This window comes from Pseudarthrobacter sp. (genome assembly GCF_036675385.1).
Taxonomy (GTDB): Bacteria; Actinomycetota; Actinomycetes; order Actinomycetales; family Micrococcaceae; genus Arthrobacter.
In genome coordinates this window covers 36,499-52,405 of sequence record NZ_JAKFFD010000095.1, presented here as the reverse complement: position 1 = coordinate 52,405, position 15,907 = coordinate 36,499, and the positions used below count along the sequence as shown (strand labels likewise).

The 15,907-nt window shown below is 67.2% G+C and carries 16 protein-coding genes and 1 riboswitch; of the genes, 8 read left to right on the top strand and 8 right to left on the bottom strand.

What is annotated here, in order from left to right; all coding sequences use genetic code 11:
- Positions 1-34: 34 nt before the first annotated feature.
- The 4 genes from V6M49_RS07710 to thiE all read right to left on the bottom strand — a co-directional run bounded on the left by V6M49_RS07710 (position 35) and on the right by thiE (position 5,237).
- Positions 35-901: a DNA-methyltransferase gene (locus V6M49_RS07710; protein ID WP_332760751.1), complete on the bottom strand. Its 867-nt coding sequence runs from the start codon at positions 899-901 to the stop codon at positions 35-37.
- A gap of 8 nt (positions 902-909) precedes the next feature.
- Positions 910-2,604 (bottom strand): DEAD/DEAH box helicase, encoded by a 1,695-nt coding sequence (locus V6M49_RS07705; RefSeq protein ID WP_332760750.1) that lies wholly within the window; start codon positions 2,602-2,604, stop codon positions 910-912.
- Between the two features lie 292 nt (positions 2,605-2,896).
- On the bottom strand, positions 2,897-4,396 hold the full coding sequence (locus V6M49_RS07700) for an RNB domain-containing ribonuclease (RefSeq protein WP_332760749.1): 1,500 nt from the start codon (positions 4,394-4,396) through the stop codon (positions 2,897-2,899).
- 64 nt (positions 4,397-4,460) lie between these two features.
- On the bottom strand, positions 4,461-5,237 hold the full coding sequence (gene thiE / locus V6M49_RS07695) for a thiamine phosphate synthase (protein WP_141141082.1): 777 nt from the start codon (positions 5,235-5,237) through the stop codon (positions 4,461-4,463).
- Positions 5,238-5,264: 27 nt separating this feature from the next.
- A riboswitch (TPP riboswitch) is annotated at positions 5,265-5,385 on the top strand.
- On the opposite strand from thiE, the gene thiO reads away from it, so the two are divergent.
- The 4 genes from thiO to V6M49_RS07675 all read left to right on the top strand — a co-directional run bounded on the left by thiO (position 5,376) and on the right by V6M49_RS07675 (position 8,174).
- The gene (thiO, locus tag V6M49_RS07690; RefSeq protein ID WP_332760748.1) at positions 5,376-6,722 is read left to right on the top strand and encodes a glycine oxidase ThiO; all 1,347 of its coding nucleotides are present in this window, start codon (positions 5,376-5,378) and stop codon (positions 6,720-6,722) included. Its footprint overlaps the riboswitch before it by 10 nt.
- Entirely contained in the window at positions 6,719-6,955 is a 237-nt protein-coding gene (gene thiS, locus V6M49_RS07685; protein ID WP_104062152.1) for a sulfur carrier protein ThiS, read from the top strand. Before thiO ends, thiS begins: the two co-directional genes overlap by 4 nt.
- Before the next feature lie 4 nt (positions 6,956-6,959).
- A complete protein-coding gene (locus V6M49_RS07680) occupies positions 6,960-7,775 on the top strand; it encodes a thiazole synthase (RefSeq protein WP_141141080.1) in 816 nt (271 codons plus the stop codon).
- A 72-nt stretch (positions 7,776-7,847) separates the two neighbouring features.
- A complete protein-coding gene (locus V6M49_RS07675) occupies positions 7,848-8,174 on the top strand; it encodes a 4a-hydroxytetrahydrobiopterin dehydratase (protein WP_141141079.1) in 327 nt (108 codons plus the stop codon).
- 76 nt (positions 8,175-8,250) lie between these two features.
- Here the strand turns inward: V6M49_RS07675 and V6M49_RS07670 are convergent, their stop codons facing one another.
- The 3 genes from V6M49_RS07670 to V6M49_RS07660 are packed head-to-tail and all read right to left on the bottom strand — an operon-like array spanning position 8,251 to position 9,549.
- Complete coding sequence (locus tag V6M49_RS07670; protein ID WP_104062155.1) at positions 8,251-8,553, bottom strand: hypothetical protein; 303 nt, start codon at positions 8,551-8,553, stop codon at positions 8,251-8,253.
- A 55-nt stretch (positions 8,554-8,608) separates the two neighbouring features.
- A complete protein-coding gene (locus V6M49_RS07665; protein ID WP_056343932.1) occupies positions 8,609-8,833 on the bottom strand; it encodes a DUF3107 domain-containing protein in 225 nt (74 codons plus the stop codon).
- A gap of 50 nt (positions 8,834-8,883) precedes the next feature.
- The gene (locus tag V6M49_RS07660) at positions 8,884-9,549 is read right to left on the bottom strand and encodes a TetR/AcrR family transcriptional regulator (protein ID WP_056343929.1); all 666 of its coding nucleotides are present in this window, start codon (positions 9,547-9,549) and stop codon (positions 8,884-8,886) included.
- Positions 9,550-9,633: 84 nt separating this feature from the next.
- Here V6M49_RS07660 and moeB point away from each other — a divergent pair, with 84 nt between their 5' ends.
- A complete protein-coding gene (moeB, locus tag V6M49_RS07655; protein WP_332760747.1) occupies positions 9,634-10,833 on the top strand; it encodes a molybdopterin-synthase adenylyltransferase MoeB in 1,200 nt (399 codons plus the stop codon).
- A gap of 73 nt (positions 10,834-10,906) precedes the next feature.
- Here the strand turns inward: moeB and V6M49_RS07650 are convergent, their stop codons facing one another.
- On the bottom strand, positions 10,907-12,220 hold the full coding sequence (locus V6M49_RS07650) for a glutamyl-tRNA reductase (protein ID WP_141141076.1): 1,314 nt from the start codon (positions 12,218-12,220) through the stop codon (positions 10,907-10,909).
- 158 nt (positions 12,221-12,378) lie between these two features.
- Between V6M49_RS07650 and hemE the strand changes: the two genes are divergently transcribed.
- The 3 genes from hemE to V6M49_RS07635 all read left to right on the top strand — a co-directional run bounded on the left by hemE (position 12,379) and on the right by V6M49_RS07635 (position 15,828).
- Positions 12,379-13,497 carry a uroporphyrinogen decarboxylase gene (gene hemE / locus V6M49_RS07645; RefSeq protein WP_332760746.1) on the top strand — a complete coding sequence of 373 codons (1,119 nt, stop codon included), beginning with the start codon at positions 12,379-12,381 and terminating at the stop codon, positions 13,495-13,497.
- 4 nt (positions 13,498-13,501) lie between these two features.
- Positions 13,502-14,944: a protoporphyrinogen oxidase gene (gene hemG / locus V6M49_RS07640; RefSeq protein ID WP_332760745.1), complete on the top strand. Its 1,443-nt coding sequence runs from the start codon at positions 13,502-13,504 to the stop codon at positions 14,942-14,944.
- A 101-nt stretch (positions 14,945-15,045) separates the two neighbouring features.
- Positions 15,046-15,828 carry a hypothetical protein gene (locus tag V6M49_RS07635; RefSeq protein ID WP_168223563.1) on the top strand — a complete coding sequence of 261 codons (783 nt, stop codon included), beginning with the start codon at positions 15,046-15,048 and terminating at the stop codon, positions 15,826-15,828.
- Positions 15,829-15,907: the final 79 nt, after the last annotated feature.

Sequence of the window (15,907 nt, the reverse complement as noted above, 5' to 3'; positions counted from 1 at the left end):
GTGGACGCTCAAACGACACCTGCTGCTACTCGGACTAGGGGAACGAGGTGAACTCGGCCTTGGCACCCAACCTCTTGGCCATCACATCGATGGCCGGCTGGTTCTGGTCCACACACACGAACTTCCGGTCCAGTTTGGCCGCCACGGCGCCCAGGGTTCCGGAACCGGCGAAGAAGTCCAGGCACCAGTCACCGGGTCGGCTTGACGCCGACACCACACGGCGGATGAGGCCCTCGGGCTTCTGCGTGGGGTAGCCGGTTTTTTCCTTGCCTGTTGGGGAGACGATGGTGTGCCACCAGACGTCGGTGGGCAGCTTCCCGAGCTCCCGCTTCGCCGGTGTCACCAGGCCCGGCGCCATGTACGGCTCGCGGTCCACCTCGGCGTTGTCGAAGTGGTATTTCGCCGGGTTCTTGACGTACACGAGGATGTTGTCGTGCTTGGTGGGCCAGCGGTACTTGGCGCGGGCACCGTAGTCGTAGGCCCAGATGATCTCGTTGAGGAAGCATTCCCGGCCGAAGATCGCGTCAAGCATCACCTTGGCGTAATGGACCTCCCGGTAATCCAGGTGGAGGTACAGCGTGCCGTCGTCAGCCAGCAGCCGCCAGGCCTCCACGAGCCGGGGTTCCAGGAATGACCAGTAGTCACTGAAGGCGTCATCGTACCGGTGCAGGGCGCCCTTGATGGTGTCGTAGGAACGCCCCTTGAAGCCCACGCGGTCGCCGTCACCGTCGGTGTTCAGCACCATCCGGGTTTCCTGGCGCTTCTGGACCCTGCCGGTGTTGAACGGCGGGTCAACGTATATCAAGGTGAAGGCGCCGTCCGGCAGCGAGGGGAGGAACTCCGCGTTGTCCGCGTGAACCACCAGGTTGCTGCCGTCCGGCGCCCAGACGGTGTCAGTCATCGAGGCTGTTATGCCTCGGTGCTGCGCTGCTGCGGGCCGTTGTCGGCACCGGCCACCACTTCGCCGTTGCGGCGGCGGGTGCGGGTCCGGCTGCGGCGGGCACGGGGGTCCACTTCGCCTTCGGCCGGGGCCGCAGCAACCGGTTCGGGGGCGGGGCTGGTGCCGGCGGTCGCCGCATCAGAGGTACGACGACGGCGGTCGCCGGAGCGTCCGCCGGGCTCGCTGGTGCGGCGGCTGCTGCTGTCGCGAGCACCGGAGCGGCCGGCGTCGCGGCTGCTGTCGCGCCCGCTGTCACGGCCACCGCTGGGACGGGTGTTCTTCTTGCCGGTCTCGCCCAGGTCCTCGAGGACCTCGGCGTCGACGCCGGCCAGCACACGCTTGTTGCGGGGGAGGCGGCCCTTGGTGCCTTCCGGGATGTCCAGCTCTTCGTACAGGTGCGGCGAGGAGGAGTACGTTTCCACGGGCTCCGGGACGCTGAGTCCCAGCGCCTTGTTGATCAGGCCCCAGCGCGGCATGTCGTCCCAGTCGACGAACGTCACTGCTGTGCCCTTGTTGCCCGCGCGGCCGGTGCGGCCCACCCGGTGCAGGTAGATCTTTTCATCTTCAACGCACTGGTAGTTGATGACGTGCGTGACGTCGTCGACGTCGATGCCGCGGGCGGCGACGTCGGTGGCCACCAGGACGTCCACCTTGTTGTTGCGGAAGGCGCGGAGCGCCTGCTCACGGGCGCCCTGGCCCAGGTCACCGTGGATGGCGGCGGCGGCGAAGCCGCGGTCCACGAGCTCCTCGGCAACCTTCGCGGCGGTGCGCTTGGTTTTGGTGAAGATGATGGTCCGGCCGCGGCCGCGTGCCTGCAGGATGCGGGCAACGACCTCGATCTTGTCCATGCTGTGGGCACGGTAGATGAGCTGGCGGATGTCGCGCTTGGTGAGGCCCTCGTCGTCCGGATCAGCGGCCCGGATGTGGGTGGGCTGCGTCATGTAGCGGCGGGCCATGGCGATGACCGGGCCGGGCATGGTGGCAGAGAACAGCAGGGTCTGGCGGACTGCGGGGGTACCGGCGATGAGGGTTTCCACGTCCGGCAGGAAGCCGAGGTCCAGCATTTCATCGGCCTCGTCGAGGATGACCATCTTGACGTTCTTCAGGACCAGGTGCTTCTGCTTGTAGAGGTCGATGAGGCGGCCGGGAGTACCGACAACTACCTCGACGCCGTTCTGCAGGGCCTCCACCTGGGGCTCGTAGGCACGGCCGCCGTAGATGGTGGTGATGCGGGCGTTCCGCTTGCGGGAAGCGTTCTGGAGATCATTGGCCACCTGGACGGCCAGCTCGCGGGTGGGCACGATGACCAGGGCCTGCGGTGCACCCGGAACGGCGAGCCTGTCGTAGCCGGCGTCGTCCGGACCCACCACGCGCTGCAGCGCGGGAATGCCGAAGCCGAGGGTCTTGCCGGTGCCGGTCTTGGCCTGCCCGATGATGTCGTGGCCCGAAAGCGCCACCGGCAGGGTCATGGCCTGGATGGGGAAGGGGTGGGTGATCCCGGCGTCGGCGAGGGACTCCACGATGTCGGCGCGGACGTTGTAGTCAGCGAAGGATTTCTCCTCGATCTCGTGCGGCTTCTCGTCCGAGATGATGGTTTCTTCTGGTTCGATCGTCTCGATGCCGGAGTCGTCAGTCAGGATCTGGTGGGTATGCAATTCACTCACAGGGGAGTTTCCTTATTCATTTGGGCATTGGCGCTGCCTGCTCAACGGGCCGGCCAACGTGGCCGTTCCGGAGCACGCTCGAAGCGCGCAAGCAAATCCAGTGGAAGCCGATCGCGGGCTATCAAAATGCTGGCACTGGTGACCAACGGGTGCATCTCAAGATCGCGTAGGGGCGGGCTTGTTGAATTCAAATCAAGGAAATCAACGACCGGGCATCCATATCTACTTCTTCAGTCTAGCCGTACGGACCCTGAATCCCGGCTTTGGGCCGATCAGGCGGCGCGCAAAACCTTTAGGCCAGCAGCTCGAAGTGGACCTCGCGGGCAGCGATGTCGGAAGAGATCAGGCGGACCCGCACCTTGGTGCCGGATTCCAGGTCACCGCCGCACCGGGCCGTCACGGCGGGTTCGGCGATCTGGATGATCCCCGAGGGGACGTTTCCATTTTTTGCGGCTCCGTTCCTGGTGCCGTTCCCGCTTTTCCCGTTGCCGTTGTCCTTCTGCGGCTTGGAGCCGGAAATCACGATCGCATCGAATTCCTGGCCCACATGGTTGACCAGGAGCGCGGCCTCCACGGTGTCCAGCGCCATGCGTTCCATCCGAGATGCCAGCTGGTCGGATCCGGCCATGATCTCCGGCAGGGACGGCAGGGCTTCCCGCGCCCAGTCCGGTACCGGCTTGCCGTTGCTCAGGGCTTCGCAGATCACCAGGACAAAACGGTCGATCAGACGCCGGAGCGGTGCCGTGGTGTGGGCATAGGCAGCGCCGATGGCGGACTGGATGGCCTCTTTCGGGACTGTGCCGTCGAACGCCGTGTAGCTGGCGCCGCGGAACAGCATGCCGGCTGAGTGCAGGATGGCCAGTTGCCGGGGCTCGGTCGGGTCAAGGCTGCGGAGGTATTCGCCGTAGCTGATCTTGCCGTCCCACGGCTTGCCCAATGCCTCAGTCTGGATGCGGAAGTGACGCAGGGAGCGCTCGTCCGGGGCGGGCATGGTGCGCAGGATGCCCACTTCTCCCGCCAGCATCAGGTCTGCCGCCGCCATCCCCGTCATCAGGGAGATCTGGGCGTTCCAGTCCTCCACCGGAAGCTGCGGCGCCGCGGCAATCCGGTAGCCGCCGTCGGGCAGCTGCACGATTTCCTGCTCGGGCATGTTCAGGCTGGCGCCGCCGCGCTGCCGCTCCAGTTCAACGCGCTTGAGGCCCACTTCCTTCAGGAGCTGCAGGACAGGGCCGGCCGTCCCGGCGTCGAATTCGGCCTGGACTCCCTTGTAGCTCAGCTTGGCCCGGCTGCGGATGGTGGCCCTCTGGACGCTCACAGTGGAGACCTGCGCGGCGTCGTCCAGCCCGAACTCCCAGACGTAGGCGGAACACAGCTGGCCGGCCAGAAGGCTGCCTGCCCCTTCGCTGATGACTTCCGGGTGCAGCGGGATACGGCCGTCAGGGGCGTAGAACGTCTGGCCGCGGCGCCGGGTCTCGGCGTCCAGTCCGCCGCCGGGGCGGACAAAGGACGGCACGTCAGCGATGGCGTAAAGCACCCGGTAGCCAGCGGCCGCACGCTCGATGAACAGCGCCTGGTCCAGGTCAGTGGACGACGCCGGATCGATAGTGAGGAAGGCCACATCCGTCAGGTCAGCACCCGGCAACTCGTGCGCGGCCACTGCCGCTTCCGCGTCCCGGACCGCCTCCGCCGGGTAGGGCCCCGGCAGTTCCAGCTCGGTCCGCAGGGCGCTCAGCGCCGCCGCGAGGTCGTTCGTTTGCTCGTGGACATTGGGGGCCAACCTATGATGTGACACGAAAATCAGGTTAGCTCGATTTCCACGGATCGTGCACGCCCGCCGCCCGCCACGCGGGGGATTGTCAGGATGCGCCGGCGTCCAGGGCCGCCAGGAGTGCCACGGCCGCCGCTGCGGGGTCCGAGGCTTCGGTGATGGCACGCACCACAACAATCCTGCCGGCGCCGGCCTCCACCACCTGCTCCACGTTGCCGAGATCGATGCCTCCGATAGCAAACCAGGGCAGCGTGGCCTGGGTGCCACCGGCAGCGCGGACGGCTTCGGCCGCGTACCGCACCAGGTCAAGGCCGACGGCGGCCCGGCCCGGTTTCGTCGGAGTGGCCCAGACCGGTCCTACGCAGAAGTAGTCCAGGCCGCCTTGGTCAGTCAGCCCACCGGACAGCCGGATGGCCCCTTCGATCTGCTCGGCGCTGTGCGTGGAAAGGCCGATCACGGCTGGTGCCCCGAGCAGCGTGCGGGCGGAAGCGACCGGCAGATCCTTCTGCCCGATGTGGAAGACGGGGGCGCCGGAGAGCAACGCGATATCGGCACGGTCATTGACTGCCCACAGCTTTCCGTGGCGTTCGGCCGCGGCCTGAAGCACGGCCAGCAGCTCCAACTCCTCGGCTGCCTCGATGGCCTTGTCCCGGAGCTGGATGATGTCCACGCCGCCGGCAAACGCCGCGTCCACAAACTCGCCAAAGTCCCCGCGGTCCCGGCGCGCGTCGGTGCACAGGTACAGCCTGGCGCTGTGCGGGAGGCCGGTGTTTGTGCCGCCGGCGGAGTCTGTTCCGGTCAAGGATTCGGGAGCGGCGGAGGGGGCGGAGGGCGTGCCTGCAGCGGCGAAGGATTGCGCGTTCATGGAAACCAGCCTAAGTCCCCTAAACTGGGCGGGTACTGCGGGAGCCCGATGCAGCCGTCACAAAGCGGCCGGGCTGAGAGGGCGTCAGAGCCGACCGCTTGACCTGATCCGGCTAGTACCGGCGTAGGGAAGGAACATATGCCCCCCGCGATAAGCAGCCCACCTGAGCCCGCACCAGCCAGCCCGGCCACCGCCCTGCACGCCGACGTGGCCGTCATCGGCGGCGGAGTCATCGGCCACGCCATAGCCTGGGAAGTCCGGCGATCCGGCCGTTCCGTCGTGCTGATCGATGAAGCGCCCGGCAACGGCGCCAGCTGGGCAGCCGCCGGCATGCTGGCCCCTGTGAGCGAACTGCACTACCAGGAGGAAGACCTCCTTGAGCTGATGCTGGCATCCTCGGGCCTGTGGCCTGCCTTTGCGGCGGACCTCGCCCTGGCCGGGGCTGGCGATACCGGATATCTGACGACGCCGACCCTCGCCATCGGCGCGGACGCTGCGGACCGCCGGGCGCTGATGGACCTCCGGGCCGTGCAGCAGGCCAGCGGCCTGGTGGTGGAACCCCTGACTGTCCGTGAGGCCAGGACCAGGGAATCCCTGCTCAGCCCGGCCATATCCTGCGCCTTGGACATCCCCGCCGACCACCAGGTGGATCCACGGAAACTCGTGGCGTGCCTCCAGGAAGTCCTGGCCATCCACGAACCGGGAGCAGGAACGGCCGTGGCAGGCGCCCGCGCGGGATTCGCCGTTGACCAACGTGCCACTGCCCTGCTCTGGGAGGACGGCCGCGTCATCGGCGTGAGGCTCGCCCACGGCGGAACTGTCCAAGCCAGGGAGACCATCGTGGCCAACGGATTGCAGGCAGGGACGCTGGAGGGCCTGCCGGTTGGACTGCACCTGCCCCTGCGGCCCGTCTATGGTGACATCCTGCGGCTGGCTGTTCCGCAGCACCTGCGCCCGCTCCTCACCTCCACGGTCCGCGGAATGGTCCATGGTGTGCCGGTCTACATCGTTCCCCGGCAGGACGGCACGGTGGTGATCGGGGCTACGCAGCGGGAAGACGCGCTCGCCGGGACGGGCGACGCCGCTGTCTCGGCGGGCGGCGTCTACCAGTTGCTGCGGGACGCCCAGGTCCTGGTGCCGGCCGTCTCGGAGCTTGAACTCCTGGAATGCACAGCGCGGGCAAGGCCTGCGACCCCGGACAACGCTCCTCTCCTCGGCCGGGTACCGTCTTCCGCACCAAGGACGGGTAACACAGCGGACATTGCCGGGCTGATGGTTGCCACCGGATTCTTCCGCCACGGAGTGCTCCTGGCCCCGGCGGCGGCGGCCATCTGCCGGGACCTGCTGGATGGCCGGACGGACCCGCGATGGGGGGCCCTCAGCCCGGCCCGCTTTTCAGGAACGCACCACGTAGCCGGCATACAGGCCCCGCGCAAGGACATCAGCAGCACGAAGGCCCTCGACCCACAGAAGGAATCAGCATGAACATCACCCTCAACGGCTCGCGCCATTCCGTGGCGGACGACGCCTCCATCACCACCCTCATCAGCCAGATCACTGGCCGTCCCCTCGCGGCCAACGGCCAGTCAACAGACGGGCAGAAACTCGGCGTCGCCGTCGCCCATAACTCCGAAGTAGTACCCCGCAGCCAGTGGTTCGTCACGGCGCTCGCCGAAGGTGACGACGTCGAACTGGTCACAGCAGTCCAGGGAGGCTGACACCATGACAGTAACCAGCAACATCAGCACACAGAACCTGCCAGAGGCCGCCGACAGGCTGGTGATCGACGGCGTCGAGCTCGGCTCCCGCCTCATCATGGGCACCGGTGGCGCCCCCAGCCTCGACGGGCTCGGCGCCGCCCTGCTGGCCTCTGGAACCGAGCTGACCACAGTGGCCATGCGCCGCTATTCGCCGGCTGAATCGGGGTCCCTTTTCCAGCTCCTGGTGGACCACGGGATCCGGATCCTGCCCAACACCGCAGGCTGCTTCACCGCCCGGGAGGCGGTCATGACGGCGGAGCTGGCCCGCGAAGCGCTGGAAACCGACTGGCTCAAGCTGGAAGTCATCGCCGACGAACAGACCCTGCTGCCGGACGCCGTGGAGCTGGTGGACGCCACGGAACAGCTTGTGAACCGGGGCTTCAAAGTGTTCGCCTACACCAACGATGACCCGGTCCTGGCGCTGCGGCTGGAAAACCTGGGTGCCACCGCGGTCATGCCCCTCGGAGCGCCCATCGGCACCGGCCTGGGAATCCTGAATCCACACAACATCGAGCTGATCGTCTCGCGCGCCTCGGTGCCCGTGGTGCTGGACGCCGGCATCGGAACGGCGTCCGACGCCGCCCTGGCCATGGAGCTTGGCTGTGACGCCGTGCTGCTGGCCACCGCGGTCACGCGGGCGCAGAACCCGGCACTCATGGGGGAGGCCTTCAAACACGCCGTCATCGCCGGTAGGCTGGCGAAAGCGGCCGGCAGGATTCCGCGCCGCGAGCACGCCCTGGCGTCATCGGCCATGGAAGGCCGGGCAGAGTTTCTCTAGGCCGCTTTCTCCAGGCCCGGCGCCCTCGGCCAAACGCCGGGGCGGCTCACCGTTCGAGCCGAGGAGGCCGCCATGGCCGGCAAGCACGACACACTCACACGCGAGCGGATCGAGGCCGTCCTCGCCACGCTGCCCGACTGGCAGTACCGGCAGGGCGGGCTCGTTGCTGTCTATAAGACGCCGACGGCGGCCGCCGCACTGGAGCTGATTGCCGCCGTCGGACGCCTGGCGGAAGAACAGAACCACCACCCGGACCTTGACTGGCGCTACAACAGGGTGCATCTGCGCTACACGTCCCATGACGCCGGAGGCGAGGTCACTGAGCGGGATGCCGCTGCTGCCGCGGCCGTGAGTGCTGCTGCCGTTCGGCTCGGCGCCACAGCCCAGCCCGTGGGTTAAGCCGCCGGGTTAAAGGACCGTGACCACGCACCCTGCTGGGGTGGTGGTCACGGGTTCTTAAGGAAAAAGGTGCGGCCTAAAGCTTGAGCGCCTGCGTCAGCCGCCGCGTATCGTGGCTTTCGCGCGTCCGGCCCAGGTAGATGACCGTCCCGATGGCAGCGACGGTGCCGAGCGCCATGGGCAGGACCCAGGGAATCCACGTCAGGCCCGGCTGGTAGCCAAAACCTGCGGCGATGAAAATGATCCAGCTGACCGCGCCCACCACCACGGCAACCCCTGCGGGCAACCCTGTGCCGTACCGCGTATGGCGCTTGTCATTGGCCCAGACAACAAAGCCTGCGGCCGCAGTGACCAGGACAACGATGGTCAGCGAAAGCATGGAATCTCCTCGGAAAGCAGCGGCCAGCCGCCATAGGGGGCTGGCCGCGGACGTGCTAGAACTGGCCGAAACCGACCTTGCGTGCCTCTTCGGCGCCGATTTCCACGTAGCCCAGGGCGTTGCCGGGAACGATGATGATGCGTCCCTTGTCGTCCTTGAGGCGGAGTTCGGTGCCCTTGGTGATGGCTTCTTCAACGACCGTAGCTACAGCGTCAGCATCCTGAGCCGATTCCAATACGATTTCGCGGCCAATGTTCTGAATGCCGATCTTAATTTCCAAAAGGGGGCCTCCCAGCCAATCAAAGTTTCTTGGGTTCTCTTATTTGTAGTCTAGGACTCTTTGGGGAAGCGCGAGATTCCGCGCCAAGCTAAACGGTAAATGAGGTCGCTGGCCACATCGAGGTCCAGGTTCCCGTCCGTTTCCAGCCAGTAACGCGCGCTGACCTGGGCCATTCCGGCCAGGCCACGGCCCAGAAGCTGCGCCTCCAGGTGGGGCAGCTTGGTGTCCTCGGCAATCACGCGGGCAACAGCGTCCGCGAACGTCTTGTTGAATGTCTCGAGGCGTGAACTGACATCGGGATCGTTAATGAGGTCCGATTCGAAGACCAGGCGGTGGGCTTGGTCGTCGCTGGCGATGAAGCGGTAGTAGGCGCGCATCACCGCCTGGACACGTTCGTCATTGTCGGTAGTGGAGCTCAACGCACCAAGCATCAGGTCCGTCAGCGACGCGAGATGGCTGTCCAGCAGGGCAAGATACAGCTCCCGTTTGGACGGGAAGTGCTGGTACAGCACCGGTTTGCTGACATGGGCCGTTTCGGCGATTTCATCCATGGCGGCGCCATGGTAGCCGTTGGCGACGAAAACCTCCTGCGCCGCAGCGAGGAGCTGCGCCCGGCGCTCATCCCGGGGAAGCCGGGCGGACCTCTGGCCCGCGGTCCGTTGAGGTGCTGCCGGTTCGCCGCCGGACGCCCGGTCAGCCCGTGCTTCATGGACCACAGTTGCCCTACTTTCGCTTGCCGTTACCTACACAATACTGCGCGGTAATATGACCGGGCGGCATCTCGGGGCATACATTGAAGTATGGCTTCGACTTTGACCGCAAATGATTCCTCTGTCTCGCTTAACCCGCTGGTGGAGCCCGCCGGCGAACTGACGCCGGCCGAGGTGGAACGCTACTCGAGGCACCTCATCATTCCCGAAATCGGAGCGGTGGGGCAGCGGCGGCTGAAGAACGCCAGGGTACTTGTTATCGGTGCCGGGGGACTGGGCTCGCCCGCCCTGCTCTACTTGGCGGCAGCGGGCGTGGGGACCCTGGGAATCATCGACGACGACTCCGTTGACCTCAGCAACCTGCAACGCCAGGTGATCCACGGCGTCGCCGACGTAGGACGGCCCAAGATCGAATCCGCGCGGGACGCCATCGCGGCCCTGAACCCGCTGGTGGACGTTCGGCTGCACAACGTCCGGCTGGATGCCTCCAACGCACTGGAGCTGTTCGCGGACTACGATCTGATCCTGGACGGGGCGGACAACTTCGCCACCCGCTACCTGGTCAACGACGCCGCCGCCATCCTCGGCAAGCCCTATGTGTGGGGATCGATCTTCCGTTTCGACGGCCAGGTCAGCGTGTTCTGGGAAAAGCACGGACCCACCTACCGGGACCTATACCCCGAGGCCCCGCCCGCCGGATCCGTGCCCTCCTGCGGCGAGGGCGGCGTCTTCGGCATGCTCTGTGCGGCTGTGGGTTCACTTATGGTGACCGAGGCAGTGAAGCTGATCACCGGCGTCGGACGTTCACTCCTGGGCAGGGTGGCACTGTTTGATGCGCTGGGCGGCAGCTGGCGCGAGATCCGGGTGTCCAAGGACCCGGCGGCCGAGCCCATTACGGAACTGACGGACTACGAAGCCTTCTGCGGCATCACCCCCGCCGCCTTCGCCGACACGGAGCACACAGTGACGGCAACCCAGCTGGCCACCATGCTGGCGTCCCGGAAGGCAGGCCTGAAGGACTTCGAGCTGGTGGACGTCAGGGAAACCGGCGAACACGACATCGTGAGCATCGACGGCTCGGTGCTGATCCCGCAGGGCAGGATCCTTGCGGGGGAGGCCTGGGCGGAACTTCCGCAGGACAAGGACATTGTGTTCCACTGCAAGGCGGGCACGCGGTCAGCCAACGTTCTGGAGGCTGCGCGGAAGGCAGGCTACCAGCGGGTCAGCCATCTCGACGGCGGAATCCTGGCCTGGGTGCGCGACGTGGAACCGCAGAAGCCGGTCTACTGACCGGTTGCCCTATCACTTTTGGTCGCCAAATCTCTCGGTTGAGAGCCAAAACTGATAGAGCAACGGGGGCGGGTCAGGCGGTTTCGAGGCCCCGGTGGTCCACGGGGCACTCCGCCTGCGCTGCGGTGGCCGGCTGCTCCACGGTGATGCCGTAGAGGGTTTCGAGCGCGGACACGTAGTCGTCCTGCTGGCCGTTGGCGGCGAGCTCACGGGCACGGACAGTGGGCACGTGCAGCAGCTGCTTGACCATCCGGCGGAGGGCGAACTCCACTTCCTCGGCGGCGGCGGTGCAGCCGTGGCGGGCACGGACGCGTTCCATTTCCGCATCCAGGACGTTCATGGTGTGCCGGCGGAGCGCCACGATGGCGGAATCCACTGAGCGGGCTTCCCGTTCCTGTTCGAAGGCCTGGGCCGCGCCGGACACAATGCCGCTGGCCTGGGTGAGGGACTCGGCCTGTTCCTGGGGTGCCGCCAAACGCACGGATTCGAGCGTGAGCAGCTCAACGCCGTCGAGCTGGCCGACTTCCGGGTCAAAATCATGGGTGAGGGCGAGGTCGATCGCGATCAGCGGCTGGGGCGAGTCCGCGCGGATCTCGGCGAGTTCGCCGGCTTCGACCCGGGTGTCGGAGCCGCTGCAGCCGATCATAACGTCGGCTGCAGCTACGGCTACCGGCAGGGATTCGCTGTCCAGCGCTGTTCCGCCGCGCGTGGCGACGAACGCTTCGGCGCGTCCCGACGAGGAGAACACGGAGATGTCGGTGCAGCCCCGTTCGCGGAGCAGAGCCATGGTGGCGCCGGCGTAGGCTCCGGTGCCGAACACCACCACTTTCTTCGCTGACCAGTCGGGGCTTTCGGAAAGATCGGTGGCCAGATCCAGTGCCACTGAAACGATGGACAGGCCCCGGGAACCGAGGGCGGTCTGTGCTCCGACATCCTTGGCCGTCTTGGAGGCGGCCTGGAAGAGGCGGACCAGGCCGGAGCTGGCCGTGCCCTCGTGCTGGGCAGTGATGAGTGCGCGGCGGACCTGGCCGGCAATTTCACGTTCACCCACGACGGCGGAGTCCAGTCCGGCGCTCACGGCGAACAGGTGCTGGCTGACTTCGGGGCCGGTGCGTGTGCTGAAGGAGCGGGACACGAGCTGTTCGTTGAGTCCGCTGAGTCCGCTGATCTCGGACACGAGAGCCGCACGTGCGGCCTCAACATCGTCAGCGTGGGGCGCTTCGCCGTAGATTTCGTAGCGGTTGCAGGTGGCAAGCACAATCGCACCCGTCACTGCCGGCGATCCGGAGAGTGCGGATGTTGCGATACCGGAGGCACCGTTGCTCAGTTGAGCAACGGTCTCAAGGTCGATGTCGGCGTGTGTAGCCACCAATGAAAAAAGAACCACAGCAGACCAATCATAGCTTTTTCGTGGCCCGGTAGAACAACCCGGCAAACAGCCACGGGCTGTGGAGGGCCGCATTTCCTGCCACGGCGCGGCCGGGGCGGCTCTCCGTGACAGGCTGTCGTTATCTTTTAGGGCCGATTTTGGGCACAATCAAAGGCATGACTTCCAGCTCCGCCGTGTCCAATGCCGCGTCTAGTGTCCCGTCTAACGACGGCGCCCTTGCTGCCGGCCATCCGCTGATGGACGGCCGAACCGCAGATTCGCCGCTCATCACCGCTTACCGTGGCGGCAAGCCGTCGCGGCGGCCGGTGTGGTTCATGCGGCAGGCCGGGCGCTCCCTGCCGGAATACCTGAAGGTGCGCGAAGGCGTGGCCATGCTGGATTCCTGCCTGCGGCCCGAGCTCGCAGCCGAAATCACGCTGCAGCCCGTCCGGCGCCATGACGTGGACGCTGCCATTTTCTTCTCCGACATCGTCATTCCGCTCAAGCTCGCCGGCGTCGGCGTGGACATTGTGCCGGGCGTGGGCCCCGTGCTGGACAAACCGGTGCGCACGGCTGCAGACGTTGCCGCCCTGCCCCAGCTGACCTGGGAAGCGCTGGAACCGATTCGCGAAGCCGTGCGGCTGACCGTCGCCGAGTTGGGCAAAACCCCGCTGATCGGCTTTGCCGGTGCCCCGTTCACCCTCGCCGCCTACATGGTGGAGGGCAAACCCTCCCGTGACCACCTGGGCCCGCGCACCATGATGCACGCGGACCCGGAAGCATGGACGGCGCTGGCCAACTGGGCCGCCGACGCCTCGGGGATGTTCCTCCGCGCCCAGCTGGAAGCCGGCGCCTCGGCCGGGCAGCTGTTTGATTCCTGGGCAGGGTCACTGGGCCTGGCCGACTACACCAAGTTCGTGGCACCGGCCTCGGCCCGGGCGCTGGACCATGTCCGCCACCTCGGCGCGCCGCTGATCCACTTTGGTACCGGAACCTCCGAACTGCTAGTTGCCATGCGCGACGTCGGCGTGGACGTAGTGGGCGTGGATTACCGCCTTCCGCTGGATGAGGCCAACCGGCGCCTGGGCGGAACGGTGCCGCTGCAGGGCAACATCGACCCCGCGCTGCTGTCCGCGCCGTGGGAGGTCCTGGAAGCCCATGTCCGTGCGGTCATTGCGGCCGGCGCTTCTGCGCCCGGCCATGTGCTCAACCTTGGACACGGGGTGCCGCCGGAAACCGACCCCACGGTCCTGACCCGTGTTGTAGAACTCATCCACTCCATTTCCCCGGAGTAGGACCGTGGGCACTTCCGTGACACCGGCCCAGACCGCCGTCGTCCTGGGCGGCGGCATCTCCGGCCTGCTGGCCGCACGCGAGCTGGCAGCTGCCGGACGCACCGTCACCGTTCTGGAAGCCACAGCATCCTGGGGCGGCTGCGTGGGCAGCCACGTGGTGGCCGGCCTCACCCTGGACAGCGGGGCAGAGTCCTTCGCCACACGCTCCTCAGCCGTGGCTGACCTTGCGGATGAACTTGGACTTGGTAGCAAGGTTGTGGCGCCCCGCCCGGGCGGTGCCTGGGTGCAGCTTCCGGACGGCCCGCGCGAACTGCCCAAGACCGGAGTCCTGGGAATTCCCGCCAACCCCTGGGACCCGGAGGTTAGGCGGTCGTTGGGGTTTGTGGGCTCCCTGCGGGCGTCCTTTGATAAGTACCTGCCGGCTTCACTCGGTGCGTCGGCGGACGTCACCAGCGTCGCGGCCCTGGTGCGGGCCCGGATGGGCCGCCGCGTGTTGGAGCGCCTCGTGGCCCCGGTGGTTGGCGGCGTGCACTCCGCGGACCCCGGTCTCCTGGACGTGGACATGGTGGCACCCGGCCTCCGGGCCGGAATCCGAGAGCACGGTTCCCTCGCGGCCGCGGTGGCCGCCCAGCGGCGCGGCTCCGCCCAGCCGTCCGTCGCGAAGGCGGGTTCCGCCGTCGCCGGCCTCGACGGCGGGATGCACACCCTGGTTTCGGCCCTGCTCAGCGATCTCCGCGGCCGCGGTGTCACCCTGATGAGTGGAACGGCCGCGGACGCCGTCGAACGGACGCCGGACGGGTGGCGCGTCACCGCCGGTGACGCAGCGTACGACGGCGGCCTGCTGGTGGTGGCGCTGCCCGGCCCGGCCGCAGTGGGGCTGCTTCAGGCGGCCGTGCCCGCCCTCGCCGGCAGGAGCCCCGAAAGCGGTCCGGATGTCCGGCTCGTCACCGTAGTAGTGGACCTGCCCGAACTGGACCGCAGGCCGCGGGGCACCGGGATCCTGGTAGCCCCCCAGACGCCGGGTATCCAGGCAAAAGCCCTCACGCATGCCACCGCGAAATGGGATTGGCTGGCGGCTGCGGCCGGTCCCGGGACCCACGTGTTGCGGCTCTCCTACGGCCGCATGGAAGCCGCGGAACCCGCGACCCCGGAAACCGGCGGCTCCGCCCCTGCCCTTGACACGGAATTACTGGCTGCTGCCTTGCGCGACGCTTCGGCGCTGCTGGACGTCCCGGTGCAGGGGACGGACGTCGTCGGTTGGGATGTTGTCAGGTGGCAAGGGGCCCTGCCGTTCGCGGCCGTGGGACACAAAGCCCGGGTGGCCGAGGTCAGGAAGCTCTGCGCGGCAGAGGCCGGCCTCGGCATTGTGGGCGGATGGGTGGCCGGCAACGGACTCGCCGCCGTGGTGGCCGATACCCGAAAAGAAATTCGAAGCCTGCTCAGCTGACCATCGCTCCTGTTCAGTGGAATATGGGCCTGGAAAGGACCACTCCGGGGTGCAGTTTCCGGTTTTCAATCCACCCCCTCATGTGGCTAGGGTCGATAACTATGGTTATTTACAGGTCCGAATCTTCCCTTTCCCGGACCAGTATCCATGGGGGACTCCGGCGTGGCGCTGCAGCGGCTGCCGTCGGAGCGGTACTGGTCCTGTCCGCCGGCGTTCCGGCATCCCAGGCGGCTGACGGCAGCGCCGAACCCACAGAGTCCGCCGCGGTTGCTGCCGACTCGGACCTCGCCGGGGTCGATGGCCTGCTGAGCGGCCTCTTGGGCGGTTCCGGTGGACGTTCCACAGCCTCACCCGAACCGACTCCCGCCCCCTCAGGATCTTCCACTCCGACGGTCACACCGTCTCCGGCCCCCACGTCCACGGCCCCCACGTCAACCGCGCCGACGTCAACTGCGCCGACGTCGTCCGCTCCGTCGACATCTGCCAGCCCAGCGCCGCAGGGCACCACTCCGCAGGGCACGGCTCCCCAAGGTGCCGTCCCGCCGTCGAGCGCTCCGGCGCCGCTCAGCACGTCCCCGGATGCCGCAGGTTCAGCGGCAGGCACGCAGCCGAACGGCCAGCCCGGTGCCCCCGCCGACGTGACGCAGGATGCCGGACAGGAAGCCGATCCTGCTGTTGACCAGCCCACGGACACCCACAGCACCAACGCCACGCCTGTTTCGGGACCGGGGCGCCACGGAAACGCGCCTGCCAGCCGGGACAACATGGCGTCCGCCACGGCAGCAGCCGCGGCCGCCGAACCCGCGAAGGTCTGGCTTGGTGTGGGACTGGTGGGGTCCGCCGGAGCCGCTGGCCTCCTTTTTGCCCGGATCCGCCAGATCTGACCTTAGTGCCGGTTTGGCTCACAACCCATGCTTCGCCGAACGTGTGACATTGAGCACTTCTACGTCTTGTAGAAGTCGC